Here is a 19,690-nt window from a genome sequence, read left to right as displayed (position 1 = left end):
TCTAACTTTCAACTCACTTAAACGTTAAATACGCTTCTCTTAATCTGGCCAGATTAGCATACACATAACTGCTCGAATTACGACCTTGATTCAAGAAAGTGCGCGACATGTTAATACGCGTATAGGGTACGTAAGCTTGTTTGCTAACTAAAGCATTATGAGACTCACCGATTCGCGTTGAAACACTATGACGCCAAGCTTCATTACCTTTAACCTGGCCAAAAGGAGTAACCGCCATATCTTTACGCGGGCTTAATGGAATACTGAAAGCAATACCAACTTGTTGCGCGACAGTTTCTGCTGCATAAACCGCAATATAGCTATCGCCAAACCAGAAACGACTTTCTACTTTAACACCCTTATCTAAGCCCCAGAATTTACCCATGCTTGCATGCAGAGTTATATCTTGCTCAGACCAATTAAACTGATATTCACCCACATAATAATCACGGGTAAAATCATAATCTTGGTACTCAAATTTACCAATATTGGCACTGACCTGATGGCGTCCATCTGGGCTTACCCAAGTAGTCTCGTTTATAACGCCATAGTAATCGTAATACTCTCTAAACAAACCTACTTGAGTTAGGTTATAAATATTAAATGGCAACTCAACAGCCTGATAAAACACCGCCTGATCAACACCACCTTTTAAACGACGCCCTTCAAAAGAATCGCCCTTCTCAAAGTCGTCGGTATTCGCCACGACTTTTTGCATAGTCACGTTAACACCCGCACCTTTCCAAAGCGGTACTTCTACATCGGCACGAAGCGCCAGAGAAAAATCATAAACACCTAGCTCAGTTGCATAGGTAGAAGACAACGCAGGAGAAAAGCTGACTCTTGGAAGAAAATATGGACTTTGCTCTGCTGTGTTACCCACCCACATCATGCCTGATGGAGTCGCAACATCACCTTGACGAATATCTAAGTCAGGGCTAGTACCTTCTACTACAAACTGACGATAATTTTCAACCGAGCCTTGGATGTTTAATAAGCCAATATCACTCTTTTCTAACTGAACTAAAAAGCGCGTATGTTCTTGAGTAACAAATTCACTAATGCGCCCCATAACAACGCCTAATGCATCAATGTCATTACGATTGAACACTCGATTTTCAAACTTGACTACAACACTTGGAGTTTGGTTAAAACCAATACTAATATTCTCAAAACCATCTTCAATAAGTGCAAGCTTCAAGCGGTGAACTTGGCTACTCAAAGAAACCTTTGACTTAGTCGAATTTTTTTCAGAAATGTGAGTATTATTTTGACTTGCTGCACTAACAGCCGCTTGGGCAACTTCAAACTTTCTTGGTTTCGATAAATCCGAAGGCTCAGAGTTTTTAGCAACTACAAGCGCTGGCGCTGGTTTAATCTCTTTATAATTTTTACGCGCCTGGCTAGAAAGTGGCATTGTGAAGTTAACGCCATAATATGTACTGTCATTCTCAGAGTAATCGGTATTGCTATAAAAACGGCTCGTAAAGGTTAATTCACCCAAATCGAATAACCACTCTTTTGGCACTGTTAAACGAGCAGCCGCATTAACCGCTTCGGCGTCATGCTCAACTTGCAAGGCAAACCAATCTAATGGCACCCATTCAATACCACCAAAGGTTCCATTCATCATACCCGTTGCATGATCACTTTTCGCGACACCTAGTGAGAACCTAAAATTCCATAGCTCTTTTGAAGCAACAGCGAAGTGAGTTCGATATTGATTCGCAGCACCACCAACATCTTTACTGCCTATTGCTGCACTAAACCACTCTCGAGGGATAAATGGAATTTGATATTTTGCATTGAAAGATAAATCTCGTACTTGCCCATCTGTTTCTGCACTGAACAAATTATCGTGAATAGTGTTAGAGGCAATAAACCCTGTTACTTCTAAACCATCAAATAAGCCAGCCGAAAAAGCGAAGTTATGCCCATCAACATACTCTTTACCACGAAAATCCAACATATTATTATGACTAATATCAACACTGCCAGACTCCAACACCTCAGCATTAGTCGTATTAATTAAACCGGTGAATCCGGTAAAGTTACGGTAAGTTTTTAATGGTTCTTCTGCAAAACTAGGCACAGCGACAGCAACAAAGCCAGATGCAAGCAAAGGGAGTAATTTAGACATAAATCCAAGGTCCAAGCGGTTATTATTTAATCCAGAATTCTAAACAGCAATATAACATTGAAAGCGGTAAGCGGAAAGAATGAGTTTGCGAGTTTGCGAGTTTGCGAGTTTGCGAGTTTGCGAGTTTGCGAGTTTGCGAGTTTGCGAGTTTGCGAGTTTGCGAGTTTGCGAGTTTGCGAGTTTGCGAGTTTGCGAGTTTGCGAGTTTGCGATCAAATATTTTTATACATGGATTTCATAAGTCCACCAGTCATTTTTGATAATTGTTCAGTTTCTTCTATTCACAAGTTAGCATGCTAAAGAGAAAGCTCATTTATTTCTCTAGCGATATAGAGCTGAGTTCGAAATTCATCACAACTCCTTTTCGCATAAGATAAAAACTTAACACAACCTTTTGCAGTGACTCGTTCGTAACCTTCAGCTATATTAGAAGGTATAGATAAACTAGAGCGAGTTATTTAGTCTTTCAAGCCATATTCTTTGGGTAGCTTAAAAGCCTTATAAACTGAAAAACTCAAAGCCAGTGAGCGACGCCACTCCTCCAAACCTCATATCAATCCCTGATAATAAAAAACTAAATGAGAACTACCAAACTAACTCGCATCTAGCTAACTCGCTAACTGCCTCATTTAAAACTAACCACTTTACTATCAACTTCACCCAAAACTTCGGATTGCGAAATTTTCGCATTCCATACCAAGTCACAGATACCATCAGTAGGGTTAAAACCTGTCGGCGCATCCAGAAGCAATTGACGAATTTTTTCATGATCAAAATTATGGCAAGCAATATCGAGCGCTTCTAAAAACACATTTAACTCAGCAAGTGGAAGCATAACTTCTTTAGCCGTCATAATTCGCTCATGCGTTGTATTTTCAACGTTATCGCCAATTAGCAACTCTTCATAAAGCTTCTCGCCAGGTCGAAGGCCTGTACATTTAATTTCAATATCACCATGCGGGTTAGACTCAGTTTTAAGCTCCAAGCCCGACAAATGCACCATTTTTGTGGCTAAATCTTTAATTTTTACAGATTCGCCCATATCAAGCACAAACACATCGCCACCTTTACCCATGGCACCAGCCTGAATTACCAACTGTGCGGCCTCTGGAATGGTCATAAAGAATCGCGTAATATCAGGGTGAGTAAGCGTAATAGGCCCACCTTCTTTTATTTGCCTTCTGAACAAAGGCACAACAGAACCTGATGAGCCAAGCACATTACCAAAGCGCACCATGCAAAAACGGGTTATGTGCTTTCCTTTTTCTTTATTCTGAGCAAGACCTTGCAAACATAACTCTGCCATACGCTTTGTTGTACCCATCACATTCGTTGGGCGCACAGCCTTGTCTGTACTGACTAAAACAAAAGTTTCCACTTTGGCATTAATTGCAGCTTTAGCTGCATAAAAGGTACCAAACACATTATTTCTGACACCTTCTACAACGTTGTGCTCAACTAGTGGAACATGTTTATAGGCTGCTGCGTGATAAACCGTTTGCACACCAAATGCTATCATACAAGTCTCTAATCGATTAATATGCTGTACAGAGCCCATAATAGGTATAAGTTCTATGTCTAGACCTTGCGCTTTAATTGTTTCATTCAATTCTTTTTCAATCGAATAAAGCGCAAACTCTGTTAATTCAAATAAAACAAGCTTAGTGGGAGCCTGTTTAATAATTTGTCGACACAACTCCGAGCCTATAGAACCGCCAGCACCTGTGACCATCACAGACTTGCCTTTTATATTGGCATTCAATAAATCTTGTTTAGGTGCTACAGGGTCTCGACCTAACAAATCTTCAATTTCAACATCTTTAATTTCATCAAGCGTAGCACGACCTTCAACAACGTCTGCCATACCTGGGATAGTCATCACTTCTACCGATAGGTTTTCAAGCTGAGCAAGAATTTCTTTACGACGAACTCTACTTTCACTCGGCATTGCCAATAAAACTTTTTTTACTTTTTTCCGTTCAATTAGATTAAAAATACTACTGAATGCAATAACAGGAATACCTTGCAAAATTGCACCTTGCTTAGACTTGTCATCGTCTATAAACGCACTCACATAATATTCATCGCCTGCACCAATTGCCGGCGCTAATTGGCGCCCTGCAGAACCAGCTCCATAAATAACAACCGGCGTTTTATTCACAGTTGCCAAACGCCCAACCATTGCACGCACCATAATGCGTGAGCCACCAACTGACAAGATAAGCAACCAAGCGTAAATGATCGGCATAGTTCGAGGGATAAAAACATGAGAAAAAAACGATGCCATAACTAAAACAACAGTACTAATTACTGTACCAACCAAAATAGCCCCTATTGCATGCGCGCCAACATATCTTAAGACGGCTCGATAAAGGCCAAGATTAATAAATGCAAATAAACTAACGGGTAGCAACAGAGATAAAATAAACCAATTCTTGATTTCAAAAAATGGCGATAAACTATCAAGCCTGACGATAAGAGCCAACCAAAAAGCACTAAAGATAAAAATTGAATCGATTAAAAGAGTAAGAAGGCGCTTTTTAGAACGTGACGCATTAAGAAGAGAACGGAACCAACTATCCACTGTAAATCCTTGAGCTAACAAATTTCAATCACATTGACTAATGATTTAGTTATAAGTAACAAATATACACAAATTTTCAACTACTGTCATTTGAGAATTCTAAATAAACACGCTATTGTGGTTTTATAACGTCAAGCTCATCATCTGTACCATAAGTATTAGCTTAAAAGCACAATCAATCAAAACCCATCGCCGTAGTTGACGAACGAAGTAATAATTTGATGGAAAAAGCGCGTTGTAATTACTAAATCACAACGCGCTTGATTTTCTGCACTAATAAAATTTTATTTTGCTAGAGCACTGTATTTCGTTCATGATCTAACTTTTTTGAATCAACTGAAAGACCTCTTCCATAACTTCAGTAGTTTTTGCTATTTCAACCTTTGTCAAAGTGGGGTGCACCAAAAACATTAGCGCAGTCTGACCTAACTCAACAGCATTCTTTAAACGCTCAACAGGTCGCCAAGGTGTATTATCAAACGCTTTTTCTAAATAAACCTCTGAACAACTACCTTGATAACATGGCACACCGCGAGCAACTATTTCGTCAATAATACGATCACGGCTCCAGCCTTCAACTAACCGCTCAGGCTTAACAAACATATAATGCTTGTACTCTGCATGTACAATATAATCTGGTACTTTAACCAAACGAATAAAATCAAACTGACTTGCTACTTTGTCTAGCTCAGCACTATATTGTTGACGCTTTGAAGTCCAATCTTCCATAAAGGTTAGCTGAATTCGACCTATTACAGCCTGCATCTCTGTCATACGCCAGTTGGTACCAAAGCTTTCATGTAGCCACCTAAAACCAGGAGGATGCTTGCGGTTATAAATCGCATCAAAGCTCTTCCCATGATCTTTGTAGCTCCACATTTTAGACCATAACTTCTTTGAGTTAGTAGTCACCATACCACCTTCGCCGCCTGTGCTCATGATTTTGTCCTGACAGAAGCTCCAAGCGCCAACATGACCTATTGAACCTACAGATCTGCCTTTGTATTTTGCCCCATGAGCCTGAGCGCAGTCTTCTATTACATAAAAACCATGCTGTTCACTTAAAGCCATAATATCATCCATTTCTGCAGGCATACCCGCTAAATGAACAACAATTACAGCTTTAGTTTTAGGTGTTAGCACTGCCTTTATTGATTCAGCTGTAATCGCTTGGCTATTTAAATCTACATCAGCAAATACGGGAGCCGCACCAGCCGTTACTATACTACTTGCCGATGCTAAAAATGTACGAGGTGTTGTAATTACTTCGTCACCTTCTCCGATACCTAACGCTTTCAATGCAATGTCTAATGCAAGTGTACCGTTGCCTAAAGCAACAGCATATTCACAATCTGACCATGCTGCGAATTCTTTTTCAAAATCGCGACATTCTGTTCCTGTCCAGTAATTAACTTTATTTGATAAAACTACACGACTAACAGCATCAGCTTCTTGCTGAGTAAAACTAGGCCATGGAGAAAAGGGTGTGTTTAACATAATATTCCTAATTACTTTTTGTGCACAGAAGTACTTAAAATTTTACTTTTTTAATTGTCGCTGGTGAACCATATGCAACTATATTATCTGGTAACTCTCTTACAACGGTACTACCAGAGCCAATTAAACTATTCTCACCTATTTTAAGCTGCTGATTAATTTTACTACCTAGGCCAATCCAACTTTTAGCACCAACAGTAACATTCCCAGCTAATGAAGACGCTGGACAGATATGAGCAAAGCTTTTTATATGGCAATCATGCTCTACTATTGCACCAGAGTTTATAATGACACCAACTTCAATATGTGTGAAAGCATTGATGACAGCATTGGCAGCCACAACAGTGCCTTCACCTAACAATGCCCTTGTACTAACATAAGCTTTTGGGTGTATTAAAATTGGAGATTTAAGACCTTTATTTAACAATTTAAGTAACCTATCAGATCTTATTTGATTATCTCCAATTGCCACAAAAACTAAGGCTCCCCTTTCTAAAGAAAGCATATCTTCACTGGTTCCTACAACAGGCCAACACTCGAGAGTAGTTTTTTTGGGGTATTCATCATCATAAAAACAAACTGAATAACCTAACAGCTCGGCAATATCAGCAATGACTTTTCCGTGTCCGCTAGCCCCTAATATATGAAGGTTTGTAGCATCGCTACTTTTCATGGTTGCTTCCTTTAAATGGCTCAATTGTCACGTGCTCGCCAGATGTAATCCCTTCCCTTATAAAAACTTTTTTTACAGTTAGTAGGAGAATCTTTAAATCTAAAAATAAACTGCGATTGTCTACATACCAAACATCCAGCTTAAACTTTTCTTCCCAACTAATTGCATTTCTTCCATTTACTTGCGCCCAGCCAGTAATACCTGGCCGAACATCATGACGTCTGGCTTGCTCACTATTGTAAAGCGGTAAATATTGAACTAACAAAGGCCTCGGGCCCACTAAGCTCATATCACCTTTTAAGACATTAAATAATCCAGGTAACTCATCTAAGCTAGTAGATCTCAAAAACGCACCAAATTTTGTCATTCTTTCAGAATCAGGGAGTAAATTCCCACTTTCATCTTTAGCATCAAGCATTGTTCTAAATTTCATCATTTCAAAACAGCGCCCTTTAAGACCAGGTCGAGTCTGCGTAAATAAAATAGGAGAACCTAGTTTATACCTCACCATGAGTATCAATATTAGTAAAACAGGCAAAAAGACTACCAAGGCAAACAAAGCCACTAAAAAATCGAATAATCGCTTGATCATTTAGGCAGTTTCCTTTCTTGCAGCTCGTAAAACTTAATAAACTCCTCTACTATTACATGCTCAGAAAATTCACTATAGACACGCTGTAGTGCACGTTCACTCATCATTTCAAGTTGAGGTTTATTTTGGCATAAGCTTAACATTTTAAATTCGATATCTTTTGCATCTTTGACTTGATGTAAAATACCAGTCTCATTATCAACAATAGCGTCTGATAACCCATAAATACGAGAAGCTAATGTTGGAAGTCCACACGCAGCAGCTTCAATAACAACATTTCCAAATCCTTCTCTATGGCTTGGTAAACAAAGTAAATCAGCAGCAGAAAAGTAAGCAGAAATATCATCACTAAAACCGCAAAAAATAGCGCCTTCAGTTTTATTCACTTCTGGTAAGAGACCATCTTCATCTGCACCTACTATAACTAGTACAGCTGGAATTTTTTTTGCAACATTCTTAAAAGCGGTTAAGAGTTCAGGAACTCCTTTATCTATTTTTAAACGTCCAGCATATAAAAAAACAAATTCATCACCTGAGAGCTGCAATTTACTTCGTATTTTGTCGCTTTTCTCCTGAGAGTATTGGAATTTGGAGAGGTTCACTCCTGAAATTGACCCTTGACCTAAAACTTGACTTTTACAAGGCAATACAACTTTATTTTCTATTAAAAAACTCTCTTGAGAAGGGCTATCCACAAGCACTGAAGTAGCTAAAAAAGCAGTTATCTTATCTAATGATTTCAAAAAAAATCGCGTCAAACCGGTTTGAGTAGCCCACACTTGACCAGTGAATGTATGAAACCTGAGTTTAACACCTGACAAGAACGAAGCGATTTGACCAATAAAGCCAGCTTTAGGGGTAAAACTATGAACTATGTCATATTTCTCAGCTTTCAATATTCGTATTAACTGAACCAGTGATAAAAGATCATCGAAAATAGAAGGCTCTCTTTTGATTGGAAAATCTACCATTTTCACACCTTCTGGCAAAAAGCTTTCATTGCCTTGCCAGCTTGAAATAACGTGTATCTCATAGCGCTTTGCTAACTCTGTGATAAATGGTATCAAAAATGCCTTCACAGTCATGGGAGAGGCAGTAATAAAAGCGACTTTATTTCTCATAACTGTCCTTTAAAACTTTTTATTTTGTCAATTTCCCTACTTACAAATTGATGTAAATCATCTTTTTGCGATGTTCCTCGATTCCTTACAGAAATCAACTTATTCATAATGCCTAACGCATGGAAGATTCGAGTTACCAATATTTTTATCTCTATTGTTAGATAAAAAAGAAACTTTACTTTTAAAGAAACCTTATTTTTATATTTTTTGCTAATTACTTGCCTTTGGTTTTTATAAGCCGAGATAACCTTAGCAAATTGTATCGAGCTTTCTTCCCTATAAAAATAAAGAGGGTCACGAATATAGCCAACTTTTAAGTCATTTTTTACCAAGGCATCGATCCACAGCTGATAATCTTCCATCAACTTCGCTTTTTCATCATATAAATTTCTAAAGTACCATTCTCTCCTCGCCATAATGGTCGCATGAGCTATCTCTGTAGCTCCTTTGATGCCATCATTTAACGTTAAATTTAAGTTCTTTTCTTTATTTGGCAATCTTGCGGACATTACATGACATGCATTCGTAATGGAGCACATCCCTGTCGAAACAACATCAACTTCAGGATTTAAGTTTAAATAATTAACCTGTTTTTCAATACGGTTTAAAGCAACTAAATCATCAGCGTCCATTCTCGCTATGTATTCACCACTAGCTAGCTTAACGATTTGATTTAAACGAGCAGGTAAACCTAAGTTTTTACCATCAGAGAAAACTTTAATTCTTGGATCTGAAAAAGATTGTGCAATAGAGAGCGAGTCATCAGAAGAACCATCATCCAAAAGTATTAACTCAAAATTATCATAAGTCTGAAGAAGTATACTTTTTATACTTTCCCGAAAATACTCTCCAGGGTTATAGAAGGGTATACCAATAGTTACTTTAATTTGGTTCATTTTCCACCATACGATTAAATGAGGCTTTCAATTACTGGATTCACTTTATAGGGTACTAAATTACTAAAATTTGAAGTCGTTAAATAAAAGTATGCTAAATAGAAAGTCAATACAGCGAAAAGCAACACAACTTTAACTTTAACAGAGTTGATACTTTGGAAAATAATTGGCCAAATTAATATTGAAGATACCGTAAAGTAAATACTCAACCTTGCAATACCTGAAGCCCCTAAACCATTGAAAACAGCGAAAACTGATATACTAACCCCAACTAAAAACAAATTGAGTAAAACCGAATACATTTGAGTGTGTATTTTTATAAAACGGTACATAAATACAAAAAACGAAGCTATGGCTAAATTGTATAGCGCAGTTAGCATGCCTGACGCTTTATTATAGTCAACATACTTTGAAAATCGCTCGTCCACACTCCCTGCTAAAGAAAACAATTCATTCAAAAATAAAGAGCTTACCGCTGAAATTACAAAAATATAAGCCAGGATCTTAAATGAAAAGTCTCGCCTTACCAAAAAATACGCAGGTATCAAGACAAGTGCTGTTATGTGAAAGAAACTAGCTATTATCACTACAAACATTAACCTTTTAAACTTTCCTTCATAAAAAGCGCCTATTGCAAAAAATGTAATAGCTAAAGCTAAACCTTGCCGAGCACCATTGAAGAAAAAGGTATAATACCCTGTGGCAATCATGAAAAAAAACGACCAATTAGGTGATAGTGAATACCTTTTTACACCACCAACTAAGCCTGCTACACATATAAAACCCGTAAAAGCAAATAACCAAATGTAATTTTCACCAAATTGCTTTGCTAACCAAGCGATGGCTAAATAGCCAGGCTCCATTGTTTGATTAAAAACATCATTCAATGTGTGAGTTTTTTCAAAAATCAAAACATAGTTAAAACTGTCACTTCCAACACTGACATCCCTTAAACTCGGAACTAATACCATAGCCACAAGAATCAAAAAGAACATTATGTTATTTAGAATGCGCCCCTGATTTATTGCAAGAGAGCATAAAAATACAAAGGTGAGTAATGAAAAATAAACTATCATGTATTTACTTATTTGTTGTTATGCAAGCCTTTCTAAATAGGCTACACACTTGAAACTTTCTCTATATAGGGAAGGTATTGTTCGTTAATAACCCTCTCCCACGAGTGCTTTAATGACTGCTCCTGAATTGTTTTAGAATTATAACTTTTCCGTAAGCAAGAGATTTTCTTCAACCCTTCGCAAAAGCCAAAATCTGTGTCTTGAATTAATACACCATTATCTTCACTAATGAGCTGTTGATTTTGGGTTGTCGCTGTTGCAATTAAGGGAAGACCTGCCAATAAAAACTCAAATGTTTTAGTAACTGGTTGCAAGTCATAATATGGAGTTATTGGAACAAACGAAACACCAATATTTGCCTTTTCTAAAAGGGCGCCTGTTTTTTCTCTTGGTACGTAGCCATGCAGTGTAACAATAGATTGAAGCTCATATTTATCAATTAAATCTTTAATTAATTGCTCATCATCAGGGCTTCCCGAACCAATAATATCATAGCTTTCTATAACATGATCTGAGGTTTCAGAAATATGCTTGTTTAGCCCTTCAATGCTAAGGTGTATATTTCGTTTCGATAGAGTTCCTACATAAATTAATTTAAGCTTCTCAAAGTTTCTATTGTGTGTATCAACAGGCTCCGCGCCCAAAGGCAACTCAGTTAATTCAGTATCTTTAAACCCCAAAAAATGACCTAGTATTTTAGAGTTTATCGTCACATTCGGCGTCAAATATTTCGATTCTTTACATAGCAAAGTATTTAATAAATAACGTTTTAAAGGATTGGCAAGTAAATATCCAGATCTGATGTCTACTATAATTTTTTGATTTGGCAGTTGATGCTTTAACCAAGAGATACCCGCAAGATATTGGGTAAACACGACATCGTAATCACCATTGCTCACTTCATCACGAAACAAACTCAACATAGCCTTACGCCCCTTTAAACCGGGTTGACAAGTATGCTCTTTTACATTTACACCTGGGTATGATAAAGACTCACCAGTCTGATCTAAAGTTAAGCCTAAATATGTAACATTATGCTTCTTGGAAGCATACTTACTCAAGAAATACGATACAACATGAAAGCCGAATTTTCCCGCATATACAACGAGTATATTTAACTTTTTTTCATCTTTTCCTACAGTCAAAATGGCTTCTCCTACAAAGCGTCTATTATTTCTGCTAGCTTTTTCGCCTGCTCTTTTCTGGAGTATTGATTTATGTAATCCAAGTTCACGTTCGATTTCAATTTACCTTCGCATTCCCATTCATGAAATAACGTTTTAAGTTCATTTTTAACTGCTTCAGGGGTCGAAGCATCCCCCCCTGCATTCGCTTTCAGTATCATTTCACTCGTAATGTCTTTATCGCCTGGCACAGATAAAATTCGCACCTGGGAAGCCAAGCACTCGTAAATTTTACTTGTTGTAATTCCTTTCTCTTGGACTGATAGAAATAGAATTAAATCGCTACTTTTAATTTCTTCTAATAAAGTCTTTCTCTCTACATAACCAGAAAATTTAAATATTTCAGGAAAAGGAAAACTTTTAATCATAGGCTTTATGAAATCAGAGCTTTGCCCAAAGAATTTAACAGACAGCTTAGAAGCTAACTCAGGGGAAGACTCTAGAAATAACTTTAAACCTTCTAAAAAAACTTCAGGAGCTTGAAATGGGTATATGGTTCCCCCATGTATGATTGTGAACTTATCACCCTGTTGTTTGATAGATTCAAATACAAAATCATTCGGATTAAATCCATTCATAACTAAATGAACCGATGAGTTGCCTCGTTCACATAGAATATCGACTATTTTTTGTGCGGCAGCCGTTTTTACAATTGCACTCTTTGTATACTGATTATCTCGTCTAATATACAGTGCTCGAGTTAAAAACTGACGAAAATAATCCATTTGATTAGTTGCCTGAATTGATACTTGCCCTATCACATCTCTATAATCTGCAATCCACGGTACATCATACTTCTTAGAGGCTTTACTGGATATCTCAGACAAATACTCCGGTAACCCTCCTGATATAATCAAATCTATATTTTCAGCTTCACAAATTGAAAATACCTTATTAAGCATTTTCTTTTTAAGATCTCCAAGAATATAAGAGCCCGAATTTAATGTGCACTTAGCTATCAGCTTTTCAAAAAAAGCTTCACCTAATGAATCTCTTCCGTTGAATTCAACTTTCACTACTCGATACTCATTTTGAAACGTATCCGCAGTAAAATTTGAATTAGTTATAAAGCCCGTTTTTTGCTCAAGATAATTTCGGCTGTTTTCAGTCCATTTAGGTGTAATGACTATGACCTCATGACCAAACTCTGTTAAATATTTAGCAAAAGAAACATACCTATTAGTAGCAGGGGAGTTTATTGGAGGAAATGAGTTGGTAAGTAATAAAATTTTTTTCATAGTCAATATCTTTTAGCTAGTAATTATAATTCATTCAATTCTAATAATTTACCAATTACTTTATCACCCTCATAGCTTACATAAGGAGGGACTCCTCCTGCGGGGGTAAAAGTTAACTCGCCAAAAACAACACGACCATTAAAATCATAAAAATCTACTCTCACGTAAGGTATTCCTTGAGACAAAGATCTTGCATACGAAACCATTTCATCCAAGCATGAGGGTTTGTCTTGATTTAATACTTGAGGGTAATAATCAGAAGCAAAGTCTAAAATATTCCAATCTAAGTCTCTATAAGTGAAAGTCAAATTTTTCTCTCGGTCAGTATTAACAATTAGGAATTTGGGTTCTCCATTAAAGCACCACAATTTATAATCTGTGGCGAAATCATGCTCATCACTCCCGATAAATCTCTCACAGATTATTCTTGGTTTAATTTTACTATAGTGAGACTCCCCCATTGATTTTGAGTAATCTGTATTCATCCACTTAGTTAAACTCTCAATCGCTTGATTCTGATCAAAAGATGATTTATCACTGACTATAATATTGCAACCACAACCATGGGTGCATTTTAAAACAAATTGATCTGGCAGCGCTTCAAAATCAATGTCTTCAACACGGTCATACACATGATAAAGCTCATTCAATATATGACTGCCTACTTTCTCTTCAACAAACCCTCTGACTTCATATTTATCAGTGCACCGAACCAGAATCGGGTTATTGTAATTTTGCATTAGCCAGATCAGCTTTTCAGTAAATAATTCTGGCGGATTTAAGTTAAGTTTGCGTCTGTAGACTACTCTATATAAGTACCTGTGTAGAAGTTTAGAAGAAACACTACCAAGAACACGCCTAATTTTAGGGTCTAAATACCAAAAGAGTTTAGAAATAACCCCTGACTTTTTTAACTTTTGTAACATTTATGTCACCTATAAATCTTTATTCTAATTTGTTAGCTTCTCTAATACGCTTAATTAACTTTGCTGGTGTACCAGCTACCACGCAATTGCTTTCAACATTCTTTGTGACAACCGCCCCAGCAGCAACTATAGAGTTGTCACCTATCTTCACCCCTGGCAGCACTACAGAATTCGCACCTAACCAGACATTTTTTCCAATTACTATAGGTGTAGTTTTGACTGGTTTAGTTCTGTTATTAAAGTCATGATTTGCAGAAATGAGCTTTACCCCAGAAGCAAAAATTGTATTGTCACCAATTTCGACACCATTAATGCCCTGAATATAACAACAAGAACTTACAGCAAATGAACCCTCAACATTTTTACCAATTTTAATGTTTCCTTTTACAATTGACGTAAAGTGAACAGACCATGGTATTGTGCTATTAATACGGAACACTCGTTGAAAAATGAAGTTAACAAAGCGTACTCCTGGATGTACAGGCCGACTTATTCTTTGTAAAAAAGCCCAAGGCCATCTCCAAGGTTTAAACTTAGAACGTACAATTTCACCATTAAACTTACTACTTCGCATCTAGTTTTCACTTCTCTTTTGTAAGTCATCTAGTTGCAACTGCTCTAGGCAGAATGCCCCCACTAAACCATTAACCCCTTGAAAGTCTTTCTCATCCCAGTTAAACGCTGTTCGAGCTAAGATGTATTGAGACGCTATATGAAAGTTCCCTTCATCTTTCTTTTTAGAACCAATATCTAAGCCCAACCTTTTGGCACCGTTTATTAGTAATAACTTGGTTTGTCTTGGAATCAGCCGTTTTATTAAGGGTGGAGTTACTGGCTCAGCTTTTTTAAAACCCACAGAAAGAGGCTCAAACAAGAATGAAAACAAATATTCATGATACAATGTGCTATTGGCTCTCAATTCAGCTGGTATGGTATACCACCAATCTATAAGTTCATTATCCCACAAAGGTAAGCGCCATTCATAACCAAAGGTTTCATAAGTTTTAGCTGTATAGTTTATAAACTTCGCAAGATGATTTTCTGTAAGCCATAACTCAAACGTAGATATATACGAGTATATGTCTTTGCTTCTTTTTTCACAGAGATTTGCCTCTATTCTTGCTAGCATAGCCCTTTCTACTTCAGGTGAAAGCGGCGCTCGATAATGGCCAAAGATATTGTAATAAACAAAGTCACTAACCCCAGCCTTTATCATATTTTTTGTTTTTCGGCTATTGAGTTCTTTGGGTACATAGCTTCCTCCAAGCACATCTGCGGCATAGCCAGGCACAATGATGCTATTTTGGGGTATAGCTCCAGAGTTGTGTAATTGGTAAATAGCTGGAAATTCCTGAATACAAGGATTAGAGCTATCACTAAGCCCTCTGATGCAGTACTTTTGGAACTCTTCAGATTCAATAGCCTCTTTCCATGTTCTGTCATTATATCTAACAATATGTATCGGATAACCAAGAGTGTCTGCAACCTGCTTTGCTACCTTATGCTCATAAGAATTCTCATTCCCATAGCTAAAGCACACAACATTCTCATACCCTTCTCTTTTTAGTGCACAAACTATTGACCTTGAATCATACCCACCACTTAATCCAGCGAATATTGTTCGACCATCAGCTGAGGCTATTAATCGTTTGGCCCAATTTGTTACTACTGAATCTAGTTCATTTAGCAGAATACGACGATCTTTTTTGCAGTCACCTTTATGGATATGCTGGTAGTAAGTTTCAATCAATAGCTGTTTTGAAGGCTTGTTAAAATATAAAAATTGACCTGCATTAAGTTGTTTTACATCTTTAAAGAGGGTTGCATTACCAATCGTAAAGCCAACACGCAGAAACTCCTCTTTAGAGCATTCATCGATCTCATTATACTGACTAAGATCCAGTATATTATCTGACAAGATAACACTGTCACTCTCAGCAGTATAAAAGATAGGAAAGCTTCTCAGGCGATCTACCGAAGCAAATATGAATTCTGGAGATTCATAATAGACAGAGAAGCAACCGTTTAAAGAGGAGACTACCGAGACTAACTCACTAAACGTCAATCCAACAGGAAATTTGTCTAACAATCTCTCTGAATGATAAAAGTCACCCTCATCGTCAAAAAAGTAACCTCTCACTTTGATGCTTCCATTTACAAACAAGGGAAAGCTGCTTTTTTGATCTTTTCTTAATTGCATATCCATTACCATTTAGAAGACCCAAATATGGGACGTAATTTTAATTTTATTTTGTCATAGTTCTGATTAATAAAGCTCAGCATTTCCTCAGAGAATAGTTTTAATTTTATACCCAGTAATAGATATAACGGGAAATAAATCAAAGCAACCACAACGAGCTGTAGGAAAGCATTTTCTTTATTAATTAGAAACAACAGCGGATAGATTGGTGCAGAACTTAACATTGAGCATAGAGCAAGCTTTGTAAAGACTTTTTTAGGGTAAAGCTCTGTCATTTTACACTTTAATGAACTACTGAGCTCTTTAAGTGAAATCATAACATCCCAGCAGTAAAGTACGATGATTGTGGCAATAATAGCACCAAAATATCCAAATTGATTAACAAGAACAAAAGTTAAACAACCATTTAGCACTAATGAAATGACTGAGTTTCTTAGTAGTATCTTGCCTTTACCCACCGCCGCCATAGCACCTTGCAATAGCGTTCTTGAAGGGATTATTAGTAAATACAGTAAAAAAGGAAGTGCACTTTCTATATACTTTTCAGAATACATAACAATAATAAATGGCGTTGCGACCAGCGCAAAATACGTCATTACTGGTAGTAATATAAAAGAAATCTTTTCAGACACTTTATGATAGATTTCTATACAAGAACTAAGTTCATTGTCACTAAAAGCCTTCCTGAATGGCACAATCATCACTATACAAACACTCGATGTGATAATACCTATTAGTGGTATTTCCATGGCCCCATTAGAATAAATTGCAAATAACTCTGGGGATGTTTTTGCCGAAACAATTATCTTGTCTAATTGTAAAGTTAACATACCAACACACATCGACATAGATAATGGTAGGCCATAACTAATCAAATCAGTGCTACTTTTAATTGAAGGATTGCAGGGAAGAGTAGTCACACAAGAAAACATTATTTTTAATGCTATAAAAGCCCCTAATATCAATAATGCAACTCGCGCCGCGACCATCCAAAATGGATCTTGGAAGTATACACAAGCAACTATTACTCCAAGACCTACAAGTAAGTTAGTAACCACTTGATATACTGATAAGGTGTTTACTTTATTTGCAACAACCAAAAATGAGTTTATTACAATATTCGGCGCAGCGAATAGCATTAAAAAGGCAATTAGAAATAAAACATTACTTAACTCTGCATTACCAAAAGTGTTTGCTATTAAAGTGCCGCCCCCCAAATACAAAGCTAGTGCGATTACCGAACCAGACAAGGTGCACACGATTAAAGATTCAATTAATATTGATTTACGCCTATCGGTTTCAACAGGCAAAAAGTAAAGAAGTGCAGATCCCATACCTAAACCTATAAATGGGGTTGCGACCTGAAATAGTAGGAGAGATTGACGATACGTAGCCAATTCCTGCATAGAAAGGAGCCTTGCAGATACCATCATAATAACAATTGAAATTATTGTATTGAGCAATTGTCCGATTGACAAAGCCAATACTTTTTTAGATTGTTGGCTGATAATCCGACTCCTAGCGGTGGTTCGCAGCATCTTAGTATTTTGATAAAATTGGCTTCGCTAATCCAGTTGTATTATTTATGAAGCTACTAAAAATAAATTGAAAGCTGCAAAACGTCTTATGAATTAGAGATACCCATGCATAGGCAAGCTAAACACCGAACTTGCTAAACGCTCTGCCACCGGAAAATCACCTTGCTGATAACCTAGCGCTTTAAACGCAGTTTGTTGATGCATACACGTGCCGTAGTAGACCATAGTTGGAACGCCTTCGGCTTTGTATTTAGCCATCTCTGCATCTCGGTCTTCCGCTACTAACGTATACTGAGCCCATGAGCTAACATAACCATTCGGGACAATCGGTGTTTTATATATACCTTTTAATTCTGCAGTGTACTTTTCTGCAGCTTTATTGCGATTGAGCAGTTCCTGGGGAAACGCAGCTAGCTTTTCAAGTAAAACCGCCGCTTGAATCGTATCAAGGCGTGAATTCATACCAATACGCACATTGTCATACTTATCTTTGCCTTTACCATGTACACGGTATGACTTTAGTAGTTCTGCATATTCATCATTATCTGTAAATAATGCACCACCATCACCATAACAACCTAACGGCTTTGCTGGGAAAAAGCTTGTTGTCGCTATGTCGCCAAATGAGCCAGCGCGTTTTCCATTGATTTCACCACCAAAGCCTTGCGCTGCATCTTCAATGATTTTTAAACCATATTTATCTGCGATGTTTCTAAGCCCAGGATAGTCAGCAGGTAGACCAAATAAGTCGACAGCAATAATTGCTTTAGGTTTTAATTTACCCTCTGCGATGACTGCTTCAATACGCTTTTCTAGGTCAATTGGGCAAATATTGAATGTATCTTCATTAGAATCAACAAATACAGGCGTTGCACCTTCAAAGGCTATGGTTTCTGCTGTTGCAAAGAACGTAAATGTCGGGCAAAAAACCGCATCACCCTCTTTAACATCTAACACCATCAGTGCGAGCGTTAATGCATCAGTACCATTTGCGCAGCTAATGGTATGTTTAACACCGACATATTCTGATAACTGCTGCTCTAACTCTTGCACTTCAGGACCCATGATGTAGTGACCATGGTCTAGCACTGTTTGAATGCGTGCATCGATTTTTTCTTTTAAGTGCTGATATTGCGCAGCCAAATCTATAAATTGCATTAGATTAATTCTTAATTGTTCTTAATACTTTTGCAGGATTGCCAGCAACAATCTCGTTGTTACCAACGTTTTTTGTTACAACAGCACCTAAGCCTATTAGCGCATTACTCCCAACATTTACACGCTGTTTAATAGTTGAATTTGGTGCAATTCTTGTGTTTTCACCTACACAAACATAACCACAAAATGAAACCCCAGCGGTTATAGTAGAACCTTTGCCAATATTCACATCATGAGCAATATGTACGAGATTATCTAGCTTCACATCATCTTCAAGCACTGTATCTTCAACTGCACCTCTTACAATGGCGGAATTATAACCGACTTCAACTCTATCTCCTAAGCGAACGCCTCCAATAAATGGCTGACGCAATATGGATTCACCATCTTGAATAAAGCCATAGCCTTCACCACCGATTGTAGCACCAGAACGAATAATACAATACTCTCCAATCACAGTACCAGAATGAATAACTACATTGTGCTCAATAACAGTATTGCTACCTATGACTACACCATCTTCAATTACTGTGTTCTTTCCTATTTTAACGCTTTCACCAAACTTAGGTGACTCACAAAGCGATTCAAAACCGTACTCTAACCCAACATGGTTAATTAATTTAACCAACTTCACAGTTGGATTTTCAGCTAGTAAGCATGTATATCCTTCAATAGCTTGAGGAGTAATCAATACAGTTCCTTTAGCTGGCAACTGACCCTTAACGTAATCACATATACTGTTGTTACCACCTACATTAGAGTCTGAGATAAACTCAATTTGTTGCTCTCCACCTTCGACCAAGCTAAGACCCAGAAATTCACAGACTTCATTTAACGAGATCGGTTTGTTTAACTTTGCAGCCATAAT

The 19,690-nt window shown here is 37.3% G+C and carries 17 protein-coding genes; all 17 read right to left on the bottom strand.

The genetic code is table 11. The annotated features are described in order from the left end of the window. Positions 1-13: 13 nt before the first annotated feature. Entirely contained in the window at positions 14-2,140 is a 2,127-nt protein-coding gene (locus ACH784_RS02415; RefSeq protein ID WP_404393242.1) for a YjbH domain-containing protein, read from the bottom strand. 295 nt (positions 2,141-2,435) lie between these two features. Further along, on the bottom strand, positions 2,436-2,564 hold the full coding sequence (locus tag ACH784_RS02410) for a four helix bundle protein (RefSeq protein WP_404395165.1): 129 nt from the start codon (positions 2,562-2,564) through the stop codon (positions 2,436-2,438). 200 nt (positions 2,565-2,764) lie between these two features. Next, positions 2,765-4,723, bottom strand: a complete 1,959-nt coding sequence (locus ACH784_RS02405) for a polysaccharide biosynthesis protein (protein ID WP_404393240.1) — start codon at positions 4,721-4,723, stop codon at positions 2,765-2,767. Between the two features lie 318 nt (positions 4,724-5,041). Then, on the bottom strand, positions 5,042-6,220 hold the full coding sequence (locus ACH784_RS02400) for a DegT/DnrJ/EryC1/StrS family aminotransferase (protein WP_404393238.1): 1,179 nt from the start codon (positions 6,218-6,220) through the stop codon (positions 5,042-5,044). A 34-nt stretch (positions 6,221-6,254) separates the two neighbouring features. Beyond that, positions 6,255-6,893: an acetyltransferase gene (locus ACH784_RS02395; RefSeq protein ID WP_404393236.1), complete on the bottom strand. Its 639-nt coding sequence runs from the start codon at positions 6,891-6,893 to the stop codon at positions 6,255-6,257. Beyond that, the gene (locus ACH784_RS02390; RefSeq protein WP_404393234.1) at positions 6,883-7,485 is read right to left on the bottom strand and encodes a sugar transferase; all 603 of its coding nucleotides are present in this window, start codon (positions 7,483-7,485) and stop codon (positions 6,883-6,885) included. Before ACH784_RS02390 ends, ACH784_RS02395 begins: the two co-directional genes overlap by 11 nt. Then, on the bottom strand, positions 7,482-8,606 hold the full coding sequence (locus ACH784_RS02385) for a glycosyltransferase family 4 protein (protein ID WP_404393232.1): 1,125 nt from the start codon (positions 8,604-8,606) through the stop codon (positions 7,482-7,484). The genes ACH784_RS02390 and ACH784_RS02385 overlap by 4 nt, the downstream gene beginning before the upstream one ends. Further along, on the bottom strand, positions 8,603-9,502 hold the full coding sequence (locus ACH784_RS02380; protein WP_404393230.1) for a glycosyltransferase family 2 protein: 900 nt from the start codon (positions 9,500-9,502) through the stop codon (positions 8,603-8,605). The genes ACH784_RS02385 and ACH784_RS02380 overlap by 4 nt, the downstream gene beginning before the upstream one ends. Before the next feature lie 14 nt (positions 9,503-9,516). Next, positions 9,517-10,578, bottom strand: coding sequence for an EpsG family protein (locus ACH784_RS02375; RefSeq protein WP_404393228.1), 1,062 nt, complete (start codon positions 10,576-10,578; stop codon positions 9,517-9,519). 41 nt (positions 10,579-10,619) lie between these two features. Continuing rightward, on the bottom strand, positions 10,620-11,723 hold the full coding sequence (locus ACH784_RS02370; protein WP_404393226.1) for a glycosyltransferase: 1,104 nt from the start codon (positions 11,721-11,723) through the stop codon (positions 10,620-10,622). A gap of 11 nt (positions 11,724-11,734) precedes the next feature. Further along, complete coding sequence (locus ACH784_RS02365; protein ID WP_404393224.1) at positions 11,735-13,000, bottom strand: hypothetical protein; 1,266 nt, start codon at positions 12,998-13,000, stop codon at positions 11,735-11,737. A 23-nt stretch (positions 13,001-13,023) separates the two neighbouring features. Then, positions 13,024-13,926, bottom strand: coding sequence for an ATP-grasp fold amidoligase family protein (locus ACH784_RS02360; protein WP_404393222.1), 903 nt, complete (start codon positions 13,924-13,926; stop codon positions 13,024-13,026). 19 nt (positions 13,927-13,945) lie between these two features. Beyond that, positions 13,946-14,500 carry an acyltransferase gene (locus ACH784_RS02355; RefSeq protein ID WP_404393220.1) on the bottom strand — a complete coding sequence of 185 codons (555 nt, stop codon included), beginning with the start codon at positions 14,498-14,500 and terminating at the stop codon, positions 13,946-13,948. Continuing rightward, positions 14,501-16,126 carry an asparagine synthase-related protein gene (locus ACH784_RS02350; RefSeq protein WP_404393218.1) on the bottom strand — a complete coding sequence of 542 codons (1,626 nt, stop codon included), beginning with the start codon at positions 16,124-16,126 and terminating at the stop codon, positions 14,501-14,503. A gap of 5 nt (positions 16,127-16,131) precedes the next feature. Beyond that, a complete protein-coding gene (locus tag ACH784_RS02345) occupies positions 16,132-17,664 on the bottom strand; it encodes an oligosaccharide flippase family protein (RefSeq protein WP_404393216.1) in 1,533 nt (510 codons plus the stop codon). Positions 17,665-17,757: 93 nt separating this feature from the next. Further along, complete coding sequence (locus ACH784_RS02340) at positions 17,758-18,822, bottom strand: DegT/DnrJ/EryC1/StrS family aminotransferase (protein WP_404393214.1); 1,065 nt, start codon at positions 18,820-18,822, stop codon at positions 17,758-17,760. Between the two features lie 4 nt (positions 18,823-18,826). Beyond that, entirely contained in the window at positions 18,827-19,687 is an 861-nt protein-coding gene (locus ACH784_RS02335) for a hypothetical protein (RefSeq protein ID WP_404393212.1), read from the bottom strand. Positions 19,688-19,690 lie beyond the last annotated feature (3 nt).

Source organism: Pseudoalteromonas phenolica, assembly GCF_044788725.1.
GTDB classification, from domain to species: domain Bacteria; phylum Pseudomonadota; class Gammaproteobacteria; order Enterobacterales; family Alteromonadaceae; genus Pseudoalteromonas; species Pseudoalteromonas phenolica_C.
This window is presented reverse-complemented; position numbering and strand designations above follow the sequence as displayed.

Excerpts from the sequence above, each read along its gene's own strand:
- ACH784_RS02415 (WP_404393242.1), bottom strand. The coding sequence starts at position 2,140 with ATGTCTAAATTACTCCCTTTGCTTGCATCTGGCTTTGTTGCTGTCGCT.
- ACH784_RS02400 (WP_404393238.1), bottom strand. The coding sequence starts at position 6,220 with ATGTTAAACACACCCTTTTCTCCATGGCCTAGTTTTACTCAGCAAGAA.
- ACH784_RS02395 (WP_404393236.1), bottom strand. The coding sequence starts at position 6,893 with ATGAAAAGTAGCGATGCTACAAACCTTCATATATTAGGGGCTAGCGGA.
- ACH784_RS02390 (WP_404393234.1), bottom strand. The coding sequence starts at position 7,485 with ATGATCAAGCGATTATTCGATTTTTTAGTGGCTTTGTTTGCCTTGGTA.
- ACH784_RS02385 (WP_404393232.1), bottom strand. The coding sequence starts at position 8,606 with ATGAGAAATAAAGTCGCTTTTATTACTGCCTCTCCCATGACTGTGAAG.
- ACH784_RS02380 (WP_404393230.1), bottom strand. The coding sequence starts at position 9,502 with ATGAACCAAATTAAAGTAACTATTGGTATACCCTTCTATAACCCTGGA.
- ACH784_RS02375 (WP_404393228.1), bottom strand. The coding sequence starts at position 10,578 with ATGATAGTTTATTTTTCATTACTCACCTTTGTATTTTTATGCTCTCTT.
- ACH784_RS02365 (WP_404393224.1), bottom strand. The coding sequence starts at position 13,000 with ATGAAAAAAATTTTATTACTTACCAACTCATTTCCTCCAATAAACTCC.
- ACH784_RS02360 (WP_404393222.1), bottom strand. The coding sequence starts at position 13,926 with ATGTTACAAAAGTTAAAAAAGTCAGGGGTTATTTCTAAACTCTTTTGG.
- ACH784_RS02355 (WP_404393220.1), bottom strand. The coding sequence starts at position 14,500 with ATGCGAAGTAGTAAGTTTAATGGTGAAATTGTACGTTCTAAGTTTAAA.
- ACH784_RS02350 (WP_404393218.1), bottom strand. The coding sequence starts at position 16,126 with ATGCAATTAAGAAAAGATCAAAAAAGCAGCTTTCCCTTGTTTGTAAAT.
- ACH784_RS02345 (WP_404393216.1), bottom strand. The coding sequence starts at position 17,664 with ATGCTGCGAACCACCGCTAGGAGTCGGATTATCAGCCAACAATCTAAA.
- ACH784_RS02340 (WP_404393214.1), bottom strand. The coding sequence starts at position 18,822 with ATGCAATTTATAGATTTGGCTGCGCAATATCAGCACTTAAAAGAAAAA.
- ACH784_RS02335 (WP_404393212.1), bottom strand. The coding sequence starts at position 19,687 with ATGGCTGCAAAGTTAAACAAACCGATCTCGTTAAATGAAGTCTGTGAA.